This is a genomic window from Nocardioides alkalitolerans, assembly GCA_038184435.1.
GTDB lineage: Bacteria > Actinomycetota > Actinomycetes > Propionibacteriales > Nocardioidaceae > Nocardioides > Nocardioides alkalitolerans_A.
On the sequence record CP116227.1, the window covers coordinates 1,703,141 to 1,718,749 of the forward strand.

Here is a 15,609-nt window from a genome sequence, read left to right on the forward strand (position 1 = left end):
CCGCCGACGCAGGTGGTACGCCGTACCGGAGAGTAGGTACCACGGACCGGATCCGGTGGCGATCGTTCGCTCGGTTGCCCCTAGACTCCCCTCCGGCGGTGCCCGGGTGGGCACCGCGACCGAGACCCTCGAGGAGTGACCGTGCCCGAGATCAAGCCCTTGCGTCGCGTGCTCATCGCCAACCGCGGTGAGATCGCGGTGCGCGTCATCCGCGCCTGCAAGGACGCCGGCATCGGCAGCGTGGCCGTCTACGCCGAGCCCGACCGCGACGCCCTCTTCGTGCGACTGGCCGACGAGGCCCACTCCCTCGAGGGCGCGACGCCGGCCGACTCCTACCTCGACATCGCGAAGATCCTCGCCGTGGCCGAGAAGTCGGGCGCCGACTCCGTGCACCCCGGCTACGGCTTCCTCGCCGAGAACGCCGACTTCGCGCAGGCCGTCATCGACGCGGGCCTGACCTGGATCGGCCCGCCGCCGGCGGCCATCGAGGCCCTGGGCGACAAGGCGAAGGCGAAGCACATCGCCGCCCGCGCGAACGCCCCCCTCGCCCCCGGCACGAAGGACCCCGTCGCGGACGCCGACGAGGTCGTGGAGTTCGCCAAGGCCAACGGCCTCCCGGTCGCCATCAAGGCGGTCTTCGGCGGCGGCGGCCGCGGCCTCAAGGTCGCCCGCACGCTCGAGGAGATCCCCGACGCCTACGACTCCGCGGTGCGCGAGGCGGTCACCGCCTTCGGCCGCGGCGAGTGCCTCGTCGAGAAGTTCCTCGACAAGCCGCGCCACGTCGAGACGCAGTGCCTCGCCGACCAGCACGGCAACGTGGTCGTCGTCTCGACCCGCGACTGCTCGCTCCAGCGCCGCAACCAGAAGCTCGTCGAGGAGGCCCCCGCGCCGTTCCTCACCGACGCCCAGCTCACGGAGCTCTACGAGTCGTCGAAGCGCATCCTCAAGGAGGCCGGCTACTACGGCGCGGGCACCTGCGAGTTCCTCGTCGCGCAGGACGGCACGATCTCGTTCCTCGAGGTCAACACCCGTCTCCAGGTCGAGCACTGCGTCTCCGAGGAGGTCACGGGCATCGACCTCGTGCGCGAGATGTTCCGCATCGCGGCGGGCGAGGAGCTCGGCTACGGCGACCCCGAGATCCGCGGGCACTCCATCGAGTTCCGCATCAACGCGGAGGACGGCGGCCGCAACTTCATGCCGGCCCCCGGCACCCTCACGGCGTGGAACCCGCCGCAGGGCCCCGGCGTCCGCGTCGACGGCGGCTACGAGAACGGCGAGACCATCCCGGGCTCGTTCGACTCCCTCATCGCTAAGCTCATCGTCACGGGTCGCGACCGCACGCAGGCGATCGAGCGCTCGCGCCGCGCGCTCGACGAGTTCCTCGTCGACGGCATGCCCACGGTCATCCCCTTCCACCGCGCGGTGCTCAACGACCCGGCGTACGTCGGCGCGTCGACCCCGTCCGGCGAGGGCGAGTTCACCGTGTTCACGCAGTGGATCGAGACCGAGTTCGACAACCAGATCGAGCCGTTCGGCGGCACGCCGGGCGAGGCCGACGACGAGGGTGAGCGCCAGAAGGTCGTCGTCGAGGTCGGCGGCCGTCGTCTCGAGGTCGTCATCCCGGCCGGCCTGGGCGGCATCGCCGCCGGTCCCGCCGCGGGGGGCGCCAAGAAGCCGAAGCGGTCGGGCGGCAAGAAGGCCGGTGCCGCGGCGTCCGGCGACGCGGTCGCCTCGCCGATGCAGGGCACCATCGTCAAGGTCGTCGTCGAGGAGGGCCAGACGGTCGCCGAGGGCGACACCATCGTCGTCCTCGAGGCGATGAAGATGGAGCAGCCGCTCAAGGCCCACAAGGCCGGCACCGTCACCGGGCTCGCCGCCGAGGTCGGCGCGACGGTCGCCAACGGCGCCGTCGTCTGCGAGCTCAAGGACTGAACCCAGCAGCACGCTCGACGCGAGGCCGGATCCCGACGGGGGTCCGGCCTCGTGGCTTTCGGGGGCGGCGGCGCCCGGGGACTGAACTGGGACGTTGGTACAGGCCCCAGCGCCCGCAGCCCGTCCCAGCCGCACATTTCGCAACCGGGACCAGGCTCCGCCCGGACGCACCCCGGCGTGCTCCTCCCCCGGACGCGCAAGCCCGGGACGCGCGGCAGGCACCGAACGGGGACGCTGGTACGGGCCCCGGCGCCCGCAGCACGCCCCAACCGCACCGTTCGCAGCCCGGCCGAGGACCCCACGCACCCTCGCCCTTTGGGGCGAGGTGGTCGGCTGACGGCATGACGCGATTCGGCTACACCCTCATGACCGAGCAGTCCGGCCCTAAGGACCTCGTGCGGCACGCCGTCGCCGCCGAGCGGGTCGGGTTCGACTTCGAGGTCGCCAGCGACCACTACTTCCCCTGGCTCGCGGCGCAGGGGCACGCGCCGTACGCCTGGTCCGTGCTCGGCGCCGTCGCCCACGCGACCGAGCGGGTCGACCTCATGACCTACGTGACGTGTCCGACGATCCGGTACCACCCCGCGGTCGTCGCGCAGAAGGCCGCGACGCTCGGGGTGCTGTCGGACGGGCGCTTCACGCTCGGCCTGGGCGCGGGCGAGAACCTCAACGAGCACGTCGTCGGCGAGGGCTGGCCGAGCGTGGACGCGCGGCAGGACATGCTCGTCGAGGCGATCGAGATCATCCGCGCCCTGCACACGGGCGAGCTGACGACGTGGGAGGGCGACTACTTCCGCGTCGACTCCGCCCGTGTGTGGGACCTCCCCGACGAGCCCGTCGAGATCGGTGTGGCCGTGGGCGGGGAGAAGGCGGTACGCCGCTTCGGACCCCTCGCCGACCACCTCGTCGCCACCGAGCCGGACGCCGACCTGCTGTCCGCGTGGGGCTCGACCGACGGGGCGCCCAGCATCGGCTCCTCCGCCCGCGCCATCGGCCAGATCCCCATCTGCTGGGACCCCCGACCGCGACGCCGCGGTGGAGCGGGCGCACGACCAGTTCCGGTGGTTCGCCGGCGGCTGGGCGGTCAACGCCGACCTGCCGACGACGGCTGGGTTCGCGGGCGCCACGCAGTTCGTGCGCCCGGAGGACGTCGCCGAGAACATCCCGTGCGGCCCCGACCTCGACGCCATCGTCGAGGCCGTGAAGCCGTTCTGGGAGGCGGGCTTCACCGACGTCGCGCTCGTGCAGGTCGGCGGCGACTCCGTCGACCGGTTCCTCGCGGAGGCCGCCGAGCCGCTGCTCGAGAAGCTGCGGGCCGCGTCGGCCTGAGCGCACGGCACCGTCCCTCCGGGTCCGGTCTCCTTCGGGGGGCCGGACCCGGTCGCGTCCTGGTCCAGACCGGTGGTCGAGAATGGGTGTCGCGCGCGCCTGGCCCGGGCAGGAGGGTGCGCGGTCCGGGGCGGCGGGTACGCCGGGGGTGACGGCGGCGGGAGAGATGCAGGTGGCGGAGGAGCAGGCGGAAGCGATCGCGCAGGCGCTCGAGAACAGTCCGGTCTACTTCGGCCCCAACACCGAGAGCTGGATGACCGCGTCCGACGTCGAGGCCCTGACGGCGGCCATCGAGGCGAACGACCTCGCCTTGTACGTCGTCCTCGTCCGCCCGCCCGACGGCACGAGCAACAGCGGGGGCGACCTCGTGAGCCGGGTGAAGCAGGCTCGCGAGGAGGCCGATCTACCGGCAGAGGGCCTCTACATCGGCATCGACTACGCGTCCGCCCTCGGTGGCGAGGACCCGCAAGCGGTGTTCGCAGCAGACACCGAGCTCCGCGTGATCGCCCTGCAGTTCGGCGACATCTCACCCGACCTGGTCGGCGTCGCGCGGCCGGACAGCCTGGAGTTCGGCGTGAGCACCTTCCTCGACTACGGCGCTGGTGACGGCGCGCCGTACGAGCTGGGGCCTGGCCTCGTCGAGCTGGCCGAGCGCCTCACCCCGGGCGACGTCGACTCCATCCGCGCCGACGGGTCGGCCGGTCTCGACGCCAGGATCGGGGATCGCGCCGAGTCGGGGACGGGCTCCTCCTCCGGTTCGGGTGAGTCGGGAACGTCGGGCCTCCCCGGGGACGACGGCTTCCCGACCGTTCCCGTCGTCAGCGGGGTGGTCGCGCTGGTCGTGCTGGTGGTGGCGGTGGTGACCGCGAGCCGCCGTCGCACGTCGGCGTCCCGCGACCGCCGTACCTTCGCGCTCCCGGACTCCGTCCTGGCCCGCGTGCGGGAGGCCGAGGCCGACGAGCTCCGCCGGCGGGCCCGCGCCGCCCTCGTGACCCTCGGCGAGAAGATCGAGGGCGCCCAGCTCGGCCCACGGGATGACACCGCGACCTGGCAGGCGGCCCTCGACCACTACGAGGCCGCCGGACGGCTGCTTCCTGACGACGGCAGCGAGCCGTCCGTGCTCGACGCCGTCGGCGCGATCGTGCTCGCGGACCGTGGCGAGCAGGCCCTGGCGGCGACGCGACGCCGGAGGAAGCTCGCCTTCACGACCCCCTGCTTCCTCAACCCGCTCCACGGCACCGGCCGCCGCGGGGAGAGCCTCGCCCACGGCGACTTCCGCGTCGATGCACCGGTCTGCGACCGCTGCCGCGCCGACCTCAACGCGGGCCGACGCCCGGACATCCTCGACGTGATCGAGAACGGCAGGCCGGAGCACTACTTCGAGACACGCCACGAGCCGTGGGCGTCGACGGGGTACGGCGCGCTCGAGCCCGACCTGCTGCGCCGCCTGAGGACCCGCCGGTGACGGCGGAGGACGGTGGCATCCCCGGGACCGGGCTCATGTATCCGACGAGCCCCGAGGCCGTCGCCGCTGCCCTGAAGTCCGACCCGATCCTCGTGGACCCGATGTTCGGCAACGGCGCGACCGAGGCGGTCCGCGACGGCTTCGCCGACCTCGCGGCGCAGACCGACCATGCCGTCTACGTCGTGCTCGTGCCGATGGAGGGCGGCGACGCCGAGGGCAGTGATCCCGAGCGCGACCTGGCGCTCTACCTGTCCGGTACGGGTGGTCTGGGACCCGGCTACTACGTCATCGACACCGACGCGGGCCACAGCGCGGGCGACGTCGAGGCGATCGGCGTACCCGACGACGTGTCGCCCTCGGCCGTCACGGACGGGATGGCCCCCGACACCTACGCCAGCGGCACCTACGACGGGAGCGTCCTTCCCTCGGACACCGGCCGACTCGCCATGGATCTCGACATCATGCTCCGCCAGGGCGAGGGCTTCGGCCAGGACGACTACGACCACTACGCCCAGAGCAGTCCCTGGGCGTCGCCCCCGAACTGGGAGAGCAGCTACGACCACCAGGCGCCCGATCCCGGCGCCTACTGGGCGTTCGGCACGACGGCGCTCGTCGTCGGCGCCGGTGCCGCCTGGATCCTGCTCCGGCACCTGGCGACGTGGGGACCGGCGCCGCAGCAGGTGGGGGGCCGCTCCTCGGCTCGCCAGAAGAAAGCCTGGCCCGAGCTCCGGACGGATCCCGCCGCGGTGTCCGCGACCCTCACCCCCCGCGAGCTCCGCGCCCGTGTGGAGTCCGAGCTGACCGAGGTCGCCGAGGCCCGCGCCGCGCGCGACCGCGCTTCGCTCGACGCAGCACGGTGGACGCGGATCGACACCGCCGTCGAGGCCGCGCGGCTGGTCCTCGCCCGCGCCGGGGAGCGGGAGCGCGACGTGCCGGACCTCGTGGGCGCCCTCGTGCTCGCCCGCACCGCCGCGTTCGCGCTCGAGGACGGGCGGGGTCGACAGGCGCCGTACCGGCCCTGCTTCTTCGACCCGCGCCACGGCCGCGGGGTCAAGCGGCGGGACGTTCCCGTTGGTGACGTGTCCCTCGACGTCGCCTGCTGCTCGCTGTGCGCTCGACGGCGACCCGCCGAGCTACAGCCGTTGCGCGACCGACGGCGCCCCTACTACGAACGCGACACCGTGTGGGCGCGGACGGGGTACGGCGCCTTCGTCGACGACCTGCCCTTCCAGGTGCTCGACGAGCTGAGGGAGACGCGATGAGGCTCCTGCGCTCCCGCGTCACCCACGCCGTCGCCGCCCTCGCCGTGGGCGCCGGGGCTGCAGCCGTGACGGTCAGCCGGATGGGCGACGACGACTGGACGGTGCCCGAGCCGGGCGACCGGGTCGCGGCCGCCATCGCCTCGCTCGAGGACGACCCCGTCTACGTCAGCGCCGACGGCCGCGCGTGGCTGGACCGGGACGACGAGACCGCCCTCGAGGCGCTCATCGCCGAGCGCGACCTGCCCGTACGGGTGGTGGTGTGGCAGCCGTCGAGGAAGGCGGGCTACTACAACGCGGCTCTCGCGCCTGCCCAGCAGATCGTCACCTACCTCGACGAGCCGGTCCTCCTCGTGCTGTGGCAGGGCCCGGACGACAGCCTCGTCGACACTCCCGACGGCTGGAAGACCCGTTACCCCGACTACGAGGAGACGTGGGAGCAGGAGCCGACCTTCCTCGGCGACACCCGGGCCGACCTGCAGAACTGGCTCTCGTCGATCCCCTCCGACGTCCTCGAGGAGAGCACCGGGTCGGACTACTACGGCGGCACGGGGGGCGGCATCGCGTTCGGCCTGCTCGTGGGTCTCCCCATCGTGGGGGGCATCGCGCTGGTCGCCGGGCTCGTGCGCCTGTGGGCCGGTCGCGGGTTCCGGGCGCGTCCGGCGACGGTGACCAAGCGCCGTTGACGTGATTCTCCGTCCACACCTCACGCCCTCCCCGCCACGCACCCCGATCGATCGCTAGGGTCTGGCCATGTTCTCCAAGGTGCTGGTGGCCAACCGGGGCGAGATCGCGATCCGGGCGTTCCGTGCGGCGTACGAGCTGGGTGTGAAGACCGTCGCCGTGTTCCCCCACGAGGACCGGGGCTCGGAGCACCGGCTGAAGGCGGACGAGGCCTACGAGATCGGCGAGCCGGGGCACCCGGTGCGGAACTACCTCGATGCGCAGCTGGTCGTGGACACGGCGGTGCGGGCGGGTGCGGACGCGATCTACCCGGGTTACGGGTTCCTGAGCGAGAACCCGGCGTTGGCCGAGGCGTGCGCGGCGGCGGGGATCACGTTCATCGGTCCCTCGTCCGACATCTTGGAGCTGACGGGCAACAAGGCCCGGGCCATCGCGGCGGCGAAGGCCGCGGGCGTCCCCACGCTGGCCTCGGTCGATCCCTCGACCGACGTCGACGCGATCGTCGAGGCCGCCGCGGCGTTGCCGTTCCCCTTGTTCGTGAAGGCCGTGGCCGGCGGCGGCGGGCGCGGCATGCGCCGTGTGGATGACCCGGCTCACCTGCGCGAGGCGGTCGAGACCTGCATGCGCGAGGGCGAGGCGGCCTTCGGTGACCCGACGGTGTTCGTCGAGCAGGCGGTGGTCGAGCCGCGGCACATCGAGGTGCAGATCCTGGCCGACGGCGCGGGGAACGTGATCCACCTGTTCGAGCGGGACTGCTCGGTGCAGCGGCGCCACCAGAAGGTCGTCGAGATCGCGCCGGCGCCGCACCTCGATCCCGAGCTGCGGGACCGGATCTGCGCGGACGCGGTGAAGTTCGCGCGCGCGATCGGCTACCGCAACGCGGGCACGGTGGAGTTCCTCCTGAACCCCGACGGTGAGTACGTCTTCATCGAGATGAACCCCCGCATCCAGGTCGAGCACACGGTGACCGAGGAGGTCACCGACGTCGACCTCGTGCAGTCGCAGCTGCGGATCGCGGCCGGGGAGACCCTGGAGGACCTGGGGCTGTCGCAGGACTCGATCCGGCTGCGGGGCGCGGCGCTGCAGTGCCGGATCACGACCGAGGACCCCGCCAACGGGTTCCGTCCCGACACGGGCAAGATCACGACCTACCGCTCCCCCGGCGGCCCGGGCGTGCGCGTCGACGGCGGCACGACCTACGCCGGCGCCGAGATCAGCCCGCACTTCGACTCGATGCTCTCCAAGCTCACCTGCCGCGGCCGCACCTTCGAGCTCGCGGTGGAGAAGGCCCGTCGCGCGGTCGCCGAGTTCCGCATCCGCGGTGTGCAGACCAACATCGGGTTCCTGCAGGCCGTGCTCGCCGACCCCGACTTCGCGGGCGGCGCCATCACGACCAGCTTCATCGAGACCCACCCGGAGCTGCTGACCGCGAAGTCGTCCAGCGACCGTGGCACCAAGCTGCTCAACTTCCTCGCCGACGTCACGGTCAACAAGCCGCACGGCTCCCCCGGGGGTACGACGGGGGCCGTGCTCGACCCGGCGATCAAGCTCCCCGAGGTCGACCTCGACGCCCCGGTGCCCGACGGGAGCCGGCAGCTGCTGGCCGATCTCGGCCCCGAGGGGTTCGCCCGGCAGGTGCGTGCCCAGACGCAGGTCGCGGTCACCGACACCACGTTCCGCGACGCCCACCAGTCCCTGCTCGCCACCCGGGTCCGCACCCGGGACCTCGTGGCCGCCGCCGCCCCGACCGCCCGGCTCCTGCCGCAGCTGTGGTCGATCGAGGCCTGGGGCGGCGCGACCTACGACGTCGCGCTCCGCTTCCTCTCCGAGGACCCCTGGGACCGCCTCGCCCAGCTCCGCGACGCCGTCCCCAACATCAACCTCCAGATGCTGCTGCGCGGCCGCAACACCGTCGGCTACACGCCGTACCCCACGGCCGTGACCGACGCGTTCGTCGCCGAGGCCGCCGCGGCCGGCATCGACGTCTTCCGCATCTTCGACGCCCTCAACGACGTCTCCCAGATGCGCCCCGCGATCGACGCCGTCCGCGCGACCGGCTCGACCGTCGCCGAGGTGGCGCTGTGCTACACCGGCGACCTCTCGAACCCCGCCGAGCGGCTCTACACCCTCGACTACTACCTGCGACTGGCCGAGGAGATCGTCACCGCCGGCGCCCACGTGCTCGCGATCAAGGACATGGCCGGGCTCCTCCGCGCCCCCGCCGCCCGCACCCTCGTCACCGCGCTCCGCGAGCGCTTCGACCTCCCCGTCCACCTCCACACCCACGACACCGCCGGCGGCCAGCTCGCCACCCTCCTCGCCGCGATCGACGCCGGCGTCGACGCCGTCGACGCTGCGACGGCGACGATGGCCGGCACCACCAGCCAGCCCTCGCTGACCGCCCTCGTCGCGGCCACCGACCACAGCACCCGGGAGACCGGCCTGTCGCTCGCCGCAGTGTCCTCGCTCGAGCCCTACTGGGAGGCCGTACGCCGCGTCTACGCCCCCTTCGAGTCGGGCCTGGCCTCCCCCACCGGACGCGTCTACCGCCACGAGATCCCCGGCGGACAGCTCTCCAACCTGCGCCAGCAGGCCATCGCCCTCGGCCTCGCCGACCGGTTCGAGGCCGTCGAGGACGCCTACGCCGCCGCCAACGACATCCTCGGCAACGTCCCGAAGGTCACGCCGTCGAGCAAGGTCATCGGCGACCTCGCCCTCTCGCTGGTGGGCCAGGGCATCGACACCCCCACCAAGATGCAGGAGTTCGCCGACGACCCCGCGTCCTACGACCTGCCCGCCTCCGTCATCGGCTTCCTCCACGGCGAGCTCGGCGACCCGCCCGGCGGCTGGCCCGAGCCCTTCCGCACCAAGGCGCTCTCCTCCCCCGCCGGCCGCGCCTGGACCGCACCCGACGCCGACCTCTCCCCCGCCGACGCCGCCCTCCTCACCGAGGCCGGACCCACCCGCCGCACTGCGCTCAACCGGCTCCTCTTCCCCGGCCCGACCCGCGATTACGAGGCCGCCCGCGAGCAGTACGGCGACGTCTCGCGCCTCGCGACCAGCGACTACCTCCACGGCCTGCGCCAGGGTGAGGAGCACCTGGTCGACCTCGCCGAGGGCAAGACGCTCATCCTCGGGCTCGAGGCCGTCAGCGACGCCGACGAGCGCGGCTACCGCACCGTGATGGCGACCATCAACGGCCAGCTCCGCCCCATCGCCGTCCGCGACCGCTCGATCGAGGCCGACGAGCAGGCCGGTGAGAAGGCCGACCCCACCGACTCCGGCCACGTCGCCGCGCCCTTCCAGGGCGTCCTCACCGTCGTCGTCGCCGAGGGCGACACCGTCGAGGCCGGCGCCACCCTCGCCACCATCGAGGCCATGAAGATGGAAGCCTCCATCACCGCCCCCCGCGCCGGCACCGTGCAGCGCCTGGCCGTCACCGGGACCCGCGCCGTCGAGGGCGGGGACCTCGTGGTCGTGATCGGCTGAGGACCGAGGAGCGGAGGCTGCGGTGCGTGGGACGAACGGCTCCGACGGGCGCGGGCTCGCGCCGTACGTCTGCGTGCCGGGTGCCGGTCTCGGCCTCGCCTGGCCGCGGGGACTCGCGCTCCTCGACGCCGACGTCGACCCGGACCTCGCCGTGCGCCTGTGGCACCTCATGGCGGAGGGCGCCGACGTGACGACGTTCGCGCAGCACCTCGGGGCCGGTCGTCCGGCGGACCGCCTGCCGGGGTTCGCCCTCGCTCTCGCGGCGGACGACCCCGCCGCCGGTGCCGCGGTGGACGTGCACCTCGCTGCGCGCGGCCGGTACGTCGCGAGCGCCAGCGCCGCGACCGACCAGTCCGTCGCGGGTGCCGGGGCGGCCCGCTGGAACGAGCGCGCCGTCGTCGCCGCCACGCGCTTCACGGTGCGGGCCGTCGGTGACCCGGCGCCGGACCGCGCCGTCGACCCTGCCCCGCCCACGGCCGCCCTGCCCCTCGTCGGAGGCGTGCTGCCCGCCCAGCGGCTGCAGACGGCCGGGTGGCTGCGGGCACGGCCCGAGGCGCACCGCCCCGAGCCGCACGTCGTCGACGCCCCCGACCTCGCCGTGACCGACACGCTGCTGCGTCCCGCCGGCCCCGTGGGCAGCCTCGCGCAGCCGCGCGCGGTGACCGCCCGAGCCGTCGCGCGCGGGCCGCGGCCGGTGGTGTCCGGCCTCGTGTGCGACGCCGGGCACGCGAACCCACCGGGCTCCCCGCGCTGCGCGCGGTGCGGCGCGCCGCTGGCCGGTCCCCTCACCGCCGTGGCCCGGCCGGCGCTCGGTCAGCTCGTCGTCAGCACCGGAGAGGTGGTCGACCTGACGGAGGACACGGTCGTCGGTCGCGCCCCGCGCGCGGAACGACCCGACGCCGGTCCGGCCGGGCGTCTCGTCGTGCTGCCCGAGGCGCACGTCTCCGCGGTGCACCTCGAGCTCCGTCTCCGCGACTGGTCCGTGCTGGCCGTGGACCGGCGGTCCACGAACGGCACCTACCTGCACCGCCCGGGACGTCCGCCCGAGCGGCTCACGGAGACCCCGCGCGAGCTGGCGCCGGGCGACGTGCTCGACCTCGGCCACGGCGCGCACCTCGCGTTCCGCGCGCTGCCGGCCTGACGGAGCGCCCGCACCGGGCCGCGCGCGGCGAGCCGCCCGTCCCGGGGATCAGCGAGCCGCGACGCGGAAATTGAACCAGCTCGACTTGAGACCGAGCTTCGAGCGCACCGTCGCCCCCGTCACCGTCACGCTGCCCTTGGAGCCGCGGAAGGTGACGCTGTTGACGCGCCCGCTCCACTCCCCGTTGCCGGTGCGATCGGTGACGGCGATCGAGGTCAGGTTGCCGATCTGCGGCCAGGCGGCCTCGATGGTGCGGTCGGTGATCGCGACGCTCCACGTGTGGTTGCGGTTCGAGGAGTTCCCGTCGTACGGGTCCTGCTTGGCCACGAGGTAGGGCTTGCTGCCCGCGTTGGTCCACCCGCCGTTGGAGGAGGAGAACTGCGTGAACGCGATCTCCTGGCCCCGGTTGGTGAGGATCTGGCCCTTGGTGCGGTCGATCGCGGCGTTGGAGCCGCTCTCCTCGGCGGAGAAGCCGCCGTAGACCTGGCAGCTGGTCGTGTCGCAGATGTCGTAGGTGCGCGCCTGCGGGGTGGTGCGGGCCTGCGCGGCGTAGGTGCGCGCCGCGACGGACTGGGCCTGCACGGCGGCCGGGCTCCAGCTCGACGGCATCTCCTTCGGCACCACACCCCGGAGGTAGTGCTCGAGCGTCACGGCGTTGACGGTGTCGCGGCGCGTCGACCCCGGCGTCGGGATGGTGGCGCGGAGCGTGCCGCGGTACTTCGCGGTGCCGCCCTTGCGGTGCAGCGTCATCTCGCCGCCGTTGGCGTAGAAGACCGCCTCCCCCTGCGTGCGGGTCCAGTAGTTCCACTTCTTGTTCGCGTAGTAGCTCACGATCGTCGTGTCGCTGCCGCCGTAGCTCAGCCGCCACCCGCCGGTGCCCAGGTCCTGCGGGATCGGGGTCTTCTTGCCCGTGCCCCGGTCGATGAGCGTCAGGCCTCCGCGCCGCTGCACGATCACGTCGCCGTCGTCGTCGGCCGTGATGCGCACGGAGATGGTGCCGGTGGCCGTGCCGGCCCACACGCCGGGGTAGTAGAAGCGCAGGATCTCGCTGTAGGTGAGGCCCTGGCGGGCGGCACCGAGCGCGCCGTACTGCGACATGCCGGTGCCGTGGCCGAAACCCCGGCCGTCGACGGTGATCGCCGCGTTGGCGGGCACGGTCCACGTCTGGTTCACCTGCACGGCGGTCGCCGGGGTGCTCGTGACGACCGACGTCACCCCGAGTCCGGTGACGACGGCGGCGAGCACGGCGAGGAGACGGGCGCGGGTGGAGCGGGGGGACATGGGGGAACTCCTGGGCCGAGAGGGGTGTGACGGTTGGTGCTGCTGGTCACGCGAGGTGGTGCGGGGACGCGTGGGGTTCGTGTGATCGGAACACACGGCCGTTGCGGGTGCAATCGGTTCTCGCGAACTACAGATGAGTAGTTATCCTCGGCCGCCCGCGAGGTCCGCCAGCGCGCGCCGGGCGGCGCCGTACCCCGTGAGGCCGTGGGCACCCGGCCCCGGCGCGGTGGCTGCCGAGCAGAGGTAGACCCCCGGGACGCCGGTCGGGTACGGCGAGCGGCCCGGTCGCGGACCGAGGAGCAGCTGCCGCGCGTCGACCGCACCCGTCGAGATGTCACCGTCGACGAAGTTGATGCCGTCGCGCTCGGTCTCCGCCGGGGTGCGGGTCACGACCGCCCGGACGCGGTCGCGCAGCCCCGGCGCGTGCGCCTCCAGCTCGGCCAGCACGAGCGCCGTCAGGTCGCCCTCGAAGCCCGCCGGCACGTGGGCGTAGGCGTCCACGGGCACGACGCCGTCCCGGCCCCGGGCGGGGTCCGCGACGGCCTGCTGCCCCACCAGCACGAACGGGTGCGCGGGCACCCGCCCGGCCCGTACGGCGCGCGCCGACGCCGCCAGGACGTCGGGCGCGCCACCGACGTGGACCACCGCGGCGCGTCGGCTGGGCTCGTGCGCCCAGGGGATGCCGCCCTCGACGGCGAGGCTGACGCCGAACGCCCCGACGAGGTGGCGCCACCCGGCGTAGCGCCGGCGCAGCCGGTCGGGCTGCGCGTCGCCGAGGATGCGTGCCGCGTCGCGCGGCGAGGTGTCGAGCATGACGACGTCCGCCCCGGTCGCGGCGCGGAGCTCCGCGAGCGAGGTGACCCGGTGCCCGGTCTCGAGGCGTCCGCCGTGGGCGCGCAGCACCCCGACGAGGGCGTCGGCGTAGCGCTGCGACCCACCGACCGCCACCGGCCACCCCGTGACGTGGGCGGCCGTGCCCAGTGCCAGCCCGGCCGCGGACGTGAAGGGCTCCGAGGGCGGCCGGAACCCGTGCGCGGCGATGCCGAGCCAGAGGGCGGCGACCCGGGGATCCTCGAAGGCACGCGCCACGACGGCGGCCGGTGCCGCCGCGCGGGCGCCGAAGCTCGCGAGCGCCAGCGGGTGGCGCGGGAGGTGGACGACGGGTCGACCGATCTCGGCGCGCACCGCGTCCCAGCGCGCCGCGGCCGGGCCGAAGAGACGTCGCCACGTGCGGGCGTCCCGCGGCGACAGCGCCGCGAGGCCCGCGACGGTGGTCTCCAGGTCCCGCTCGACGACGGCGCCCGTCCCGTCGGTGAGGGGGTGCGCCATCTCGATCGGCGCCCGAGCCCAGGCAAGGCCGTGGCCCGCGAGGTCGTGGCGTCCGGTGAAGGCGTTGTCCACCGCCAGCGGGTGGAACCCCGCGCAGTGGTCGTGGACGAGGCCGGGCAGCGTCAACTCCGCGGAGCGGAGCCCACCCCCGGTCGTCGCGGCCGCCTCGACGACCGTGACGTCGCAGCCCGCCGTCGCGAGAGTGAGCGCGGCGGCGAGCCCGCCCGGCCCGCTGCCGACGACGACCGCGGTCGTGCCGGCAGCGGGGCGGGTCACGGGAGCCGTCGGGCGGCCGGGTCGGACCGGTGGAGGCGACGGGCGGCCTCCGCGATCGACCCCGACATCGACGGGTAGACGGTGAAGACGCTCGCCAGCTGGTCCGCCGTCAGCGACTCCCCCACCGCGACCGCGACGGGGTGGATGAGCTCCGAGGCCCGGGGCCCGACGACGACGCCACCGACGACGATGCCCGTGCCCGGCCGGCACAGGAGCTTCACGAAGCCGTCGCGCACGCCCTGCATCTTCGCCCGCGGGTTGCCCGAAAGGGGCAGGAGCACGGTCTCGGCCTGGATCTCCCCGGCGTCGACCGCCTTCTGGGTCCAGCCCACCGTCGCGATCTCGGGGGACGTGAAGACGTTGGACGACACCTTTTTGAGGTCCAGCGGCGCCACGGCGTCACCGAGGTGGTGGGACATGGCGATCCGGCCCTGCATCGCGGCGACCGAGGCCAGCATCAGAACGCCGGTGCAGTCGCCCGCGGCGTACACGCCCCGCGCGGTCGTGCGCGAGACGCGGTCGACCCGCACGAAGCCGCCGTCGTCGACCAGCACGCCGGCCTCCTGGAGACCCAGGTCGGCCGTGTTGGGCACGGAGCCCAGCGCGAGCACGCAGTGCGAGCACTCGACCTCGGTGCCGTCGGTGAGCCGCACCGTCACCACGTCGCCGTCGCGGGTCACCGACTCCATGCGGGAGCGGCTCAGCACGTTCATGCCCCGCCGCGTCAGCACCTCCTCGAGCACGGCCGCCGCGTCGGCGTCCTCGCCGGGGAGCACCCGGTCGCGCGAGGAGACGAGGGTGACGTCAATGCCGAGGGACAGGTACGCCGAGGCGAACTCCGCACCGGTGACACCGGAGCCCACCACGACGACCTTCTCGGGCACGTCCGTGATGTCGTAGACCTGCTCCCAGGTCAGGATGCGCTCGCCGTCGGGCAGCGCGCTGTCGAGCACGCGCGGTGCCGCGCCGGTCGCGATGAGCACGGCGTCGGCGTCGAGCCTCTCCGTGCCACCGTCACCGAGCTCGGCCACGACGCGCTGGGGACCGTCGAGGCGGCCCCGGCCGCGCACGATGCGCACACCGTCCCGCTCCAGGCGGCGCTCGATGTCGGCCGACTGGTCGGCCGCGAGCTGCTTCACCCGGGCGTTGACGCGCCCGAGGTCGACGCGGATGGCCGTGGCGGCGTCGCCCTCGTGGTCGCGGAAGCTGACGCCGAGCTCGGCCGACCCGGCCAGCTCGCTCATCAGCTCGCTCGTCGCGATCAGCGTCTTGCTGGGCACGCAGTCGGTGAGCACCGCGGAGCCACCCGGGCCGTCCGTGTCGACGATCGTGACGTCGGCCCCGGCGTTGGCGGCCACGTGGGCCGCCTCGTAGCCGCCGGGACCGCCGCCGACGATGACGACGCGGTCGGAGCGATCGGCCAT

At 73.9% G+C, this 15,609-nt stretch carries 10 protein-coding genes and 1 pseudogene; 8 read left to right on the forward strand and 3 right to left on the reverse strand.

Translation table 11 applies throughout. The features are described from left to right. The first annotated feature begins 141 nt into the window (after nt 1-141). The 8 genes and pseudogenes from PIR53_08205 (at nt 142) to PIR53_08240 (ending at nt 11,299) form a co-directional block, all read left to right on the forward strand. Complete coding sequence (locus PIR53_08205; GenBank protein ID WZH53963.1) at nt 142-1,932, forward strand: biotin carboxylase N-terminal domain-containing protein; 1,791 nt, start codon at nt 142-144, stop codon at nt 1,930-1,932. 365 nt (nt 1,933-2,297) lie between these two features. Beyond that, nucleotides 2,298-2,894, forward strand: a pseudogene (locus tag PIR53_08210) (TIGR03557 family F420-dependent LLM class oxidoreductase). 73 nt (nt 2,895-2,967) lie between these two features. After that, nucleotides 2,968-3,261, forward strand: a complete 294-nt coding sequence (locus tag PIR53_08215; GenBank protein WZH54489.1) for a hypothetical protein — start codon at nt 2,968-2,970, stop codon at nt 3,259-3,261. An 82-nt stretch (nt 3,262-3,343) separates the two neighbouring features. Continuing rightward, nucleotides 3,344-4,726, forward strand: coding sequence for a hypothetical protein (locus tag PIR53_08220; GenBank protein ID WZH53964.1), 1,383 nt, complete (start codon nt 3,344-3,346; stop codon nt 4,724-4,726). After that, nucleotides 4,723-5,988 (forward strand): hypothetical protein, encoded by a 1,266-nt coding sequence (locus PIR53_08225; GenBank protein ID WZH53965.1) that lies wholly within the window; start codon nt 4,723-4,725, stop codon nt 5,986-5,988. Before PIR53_08220 ends, PIR53_08225 begins: the two co-directional genes overlap by 4 nt. After that, nucleotides 5,985-6,671, forward strand: a complete 687-nt coding sequence (locus tag PIR53_08230; protein ID WZH53966.1) for a hypothetical protein — start codon at nt 5,985-5,987, stop codon at nt 6,669-6,671. The genes PIR53_08225 and PIR53_08230 overlap by 4 nt, the downstream gene beginning before the upstream one ends. Before the next feature lie 67 nt (nt 6,672-6,738). Then, the gene (locus tag PIR53_08235) at nt 6,739-10,158 is read left to right on the forward strand and encodes a pyruvate carboxylase (protein ID WZH53967.1); all 3,420 of its coding nucleotides are present in this window, start codon (nt 6,739-6,741) and stop codon (nt 10,156-10,158) included. A 22-nt stretch (nt 10,159-10,180) separates the two neighbouring features. Continuing rightward, complete coding sequence (locus PIR53_08240) at nt 10,181-11,299, forward strand: FHA domain-containing protein (GenBank protein ID WZH53968.1); 1,119 nt, start codon at nt 10,181-10,183, stop codon at nt 11,297-11,299. A 48-nt stretch (nt 11,300-11,347) separates the two neighbouring features. Here PIR53_08240 and PIR53_08245 read toward each other — a convergent pair whose 3' ends face one another. The 3 genes from PIR53_08245 to PIR53_08255 form a co-directional block, all read right to left on the reverse strand. Continuing rightward, nucleotides 11,348-12,580 carry a SpoIID/LytB domain-containing protein gene (locus PIR53_08245; GenBank protein ID WZH53969.1) on the reverse strand — a complete coding sequence of 411 codons (1,233 nt, stop codon included), beginning with the start codon at nt 12,578-12,580 and terminating at the stop codon, nt 11,348-11,350. 141 nt (nt 12,581-12,721) lie between these two features. Continuing rightward, complete coding sequence (locus PIR53_08250) at nt 12,722-14,185, reverse strand: NAD(P)/FAD-dependent oxidoreductase (protein WZH53970.1); 1,464 nt, start codon at nt 14,183-14,185, stop codon at nt 12,722-12,724. Beyond that, nucleotides 14,182-15,609: an NAD(P)H-quinone dehydrogenase gene (locus tag PIR53_08255; protein WZH54423.1), complete on the reverse strand. Its 1,428-nt coding sequence runs from the start codon at nt 15,607-15,609 to the stop codon at nt 14,182-14,184. The genes PIR53_08250 and PIR53_08255 overlap by 4 nt, the downstream gene beginning before the upstream one ends.

Excerpts from the sequence above, each read along its gene's own strand:
- PIR53_08245 (WZH53969.1), bottom strand. The coding sequence starts at position 12,580 with ATGTCCCCCCGCTCCACCCGCGCCCGTCTCCTCGCCGTGCTCGCCGCC.
- PIR53_08220 (WZH53964.1), top strand. The coding sequence starts at position 3,344 with ATGGGTGTCGCGCGCGCCTGGCCCGGGCAGGAGGGTGCGCGGTCCGGG.
- PIR53_08255 (WZH54423.1), bottom strand. The coding sequence starts at position 15,609 with ATGGCCGATCGCTCCGACCGCGTCGTCATCGTCGGCGGCGGTCCCGGC.
- PIR53_08230 (WZH53966.1), top strand. The coding sequence starts at position 5,985 with ATGAGGCTCCTGCGCTCCCGCGTCACCCACGCCGTCGCCGCCCTCGCC.
- PIR53_08235 (WZH53967.1), top strand. The coding sequence starts at position 6,739 with ATGTTCTCCAAGGTGCTGGTGGCCAACCGGGGCGAGATCGCGATCCGG.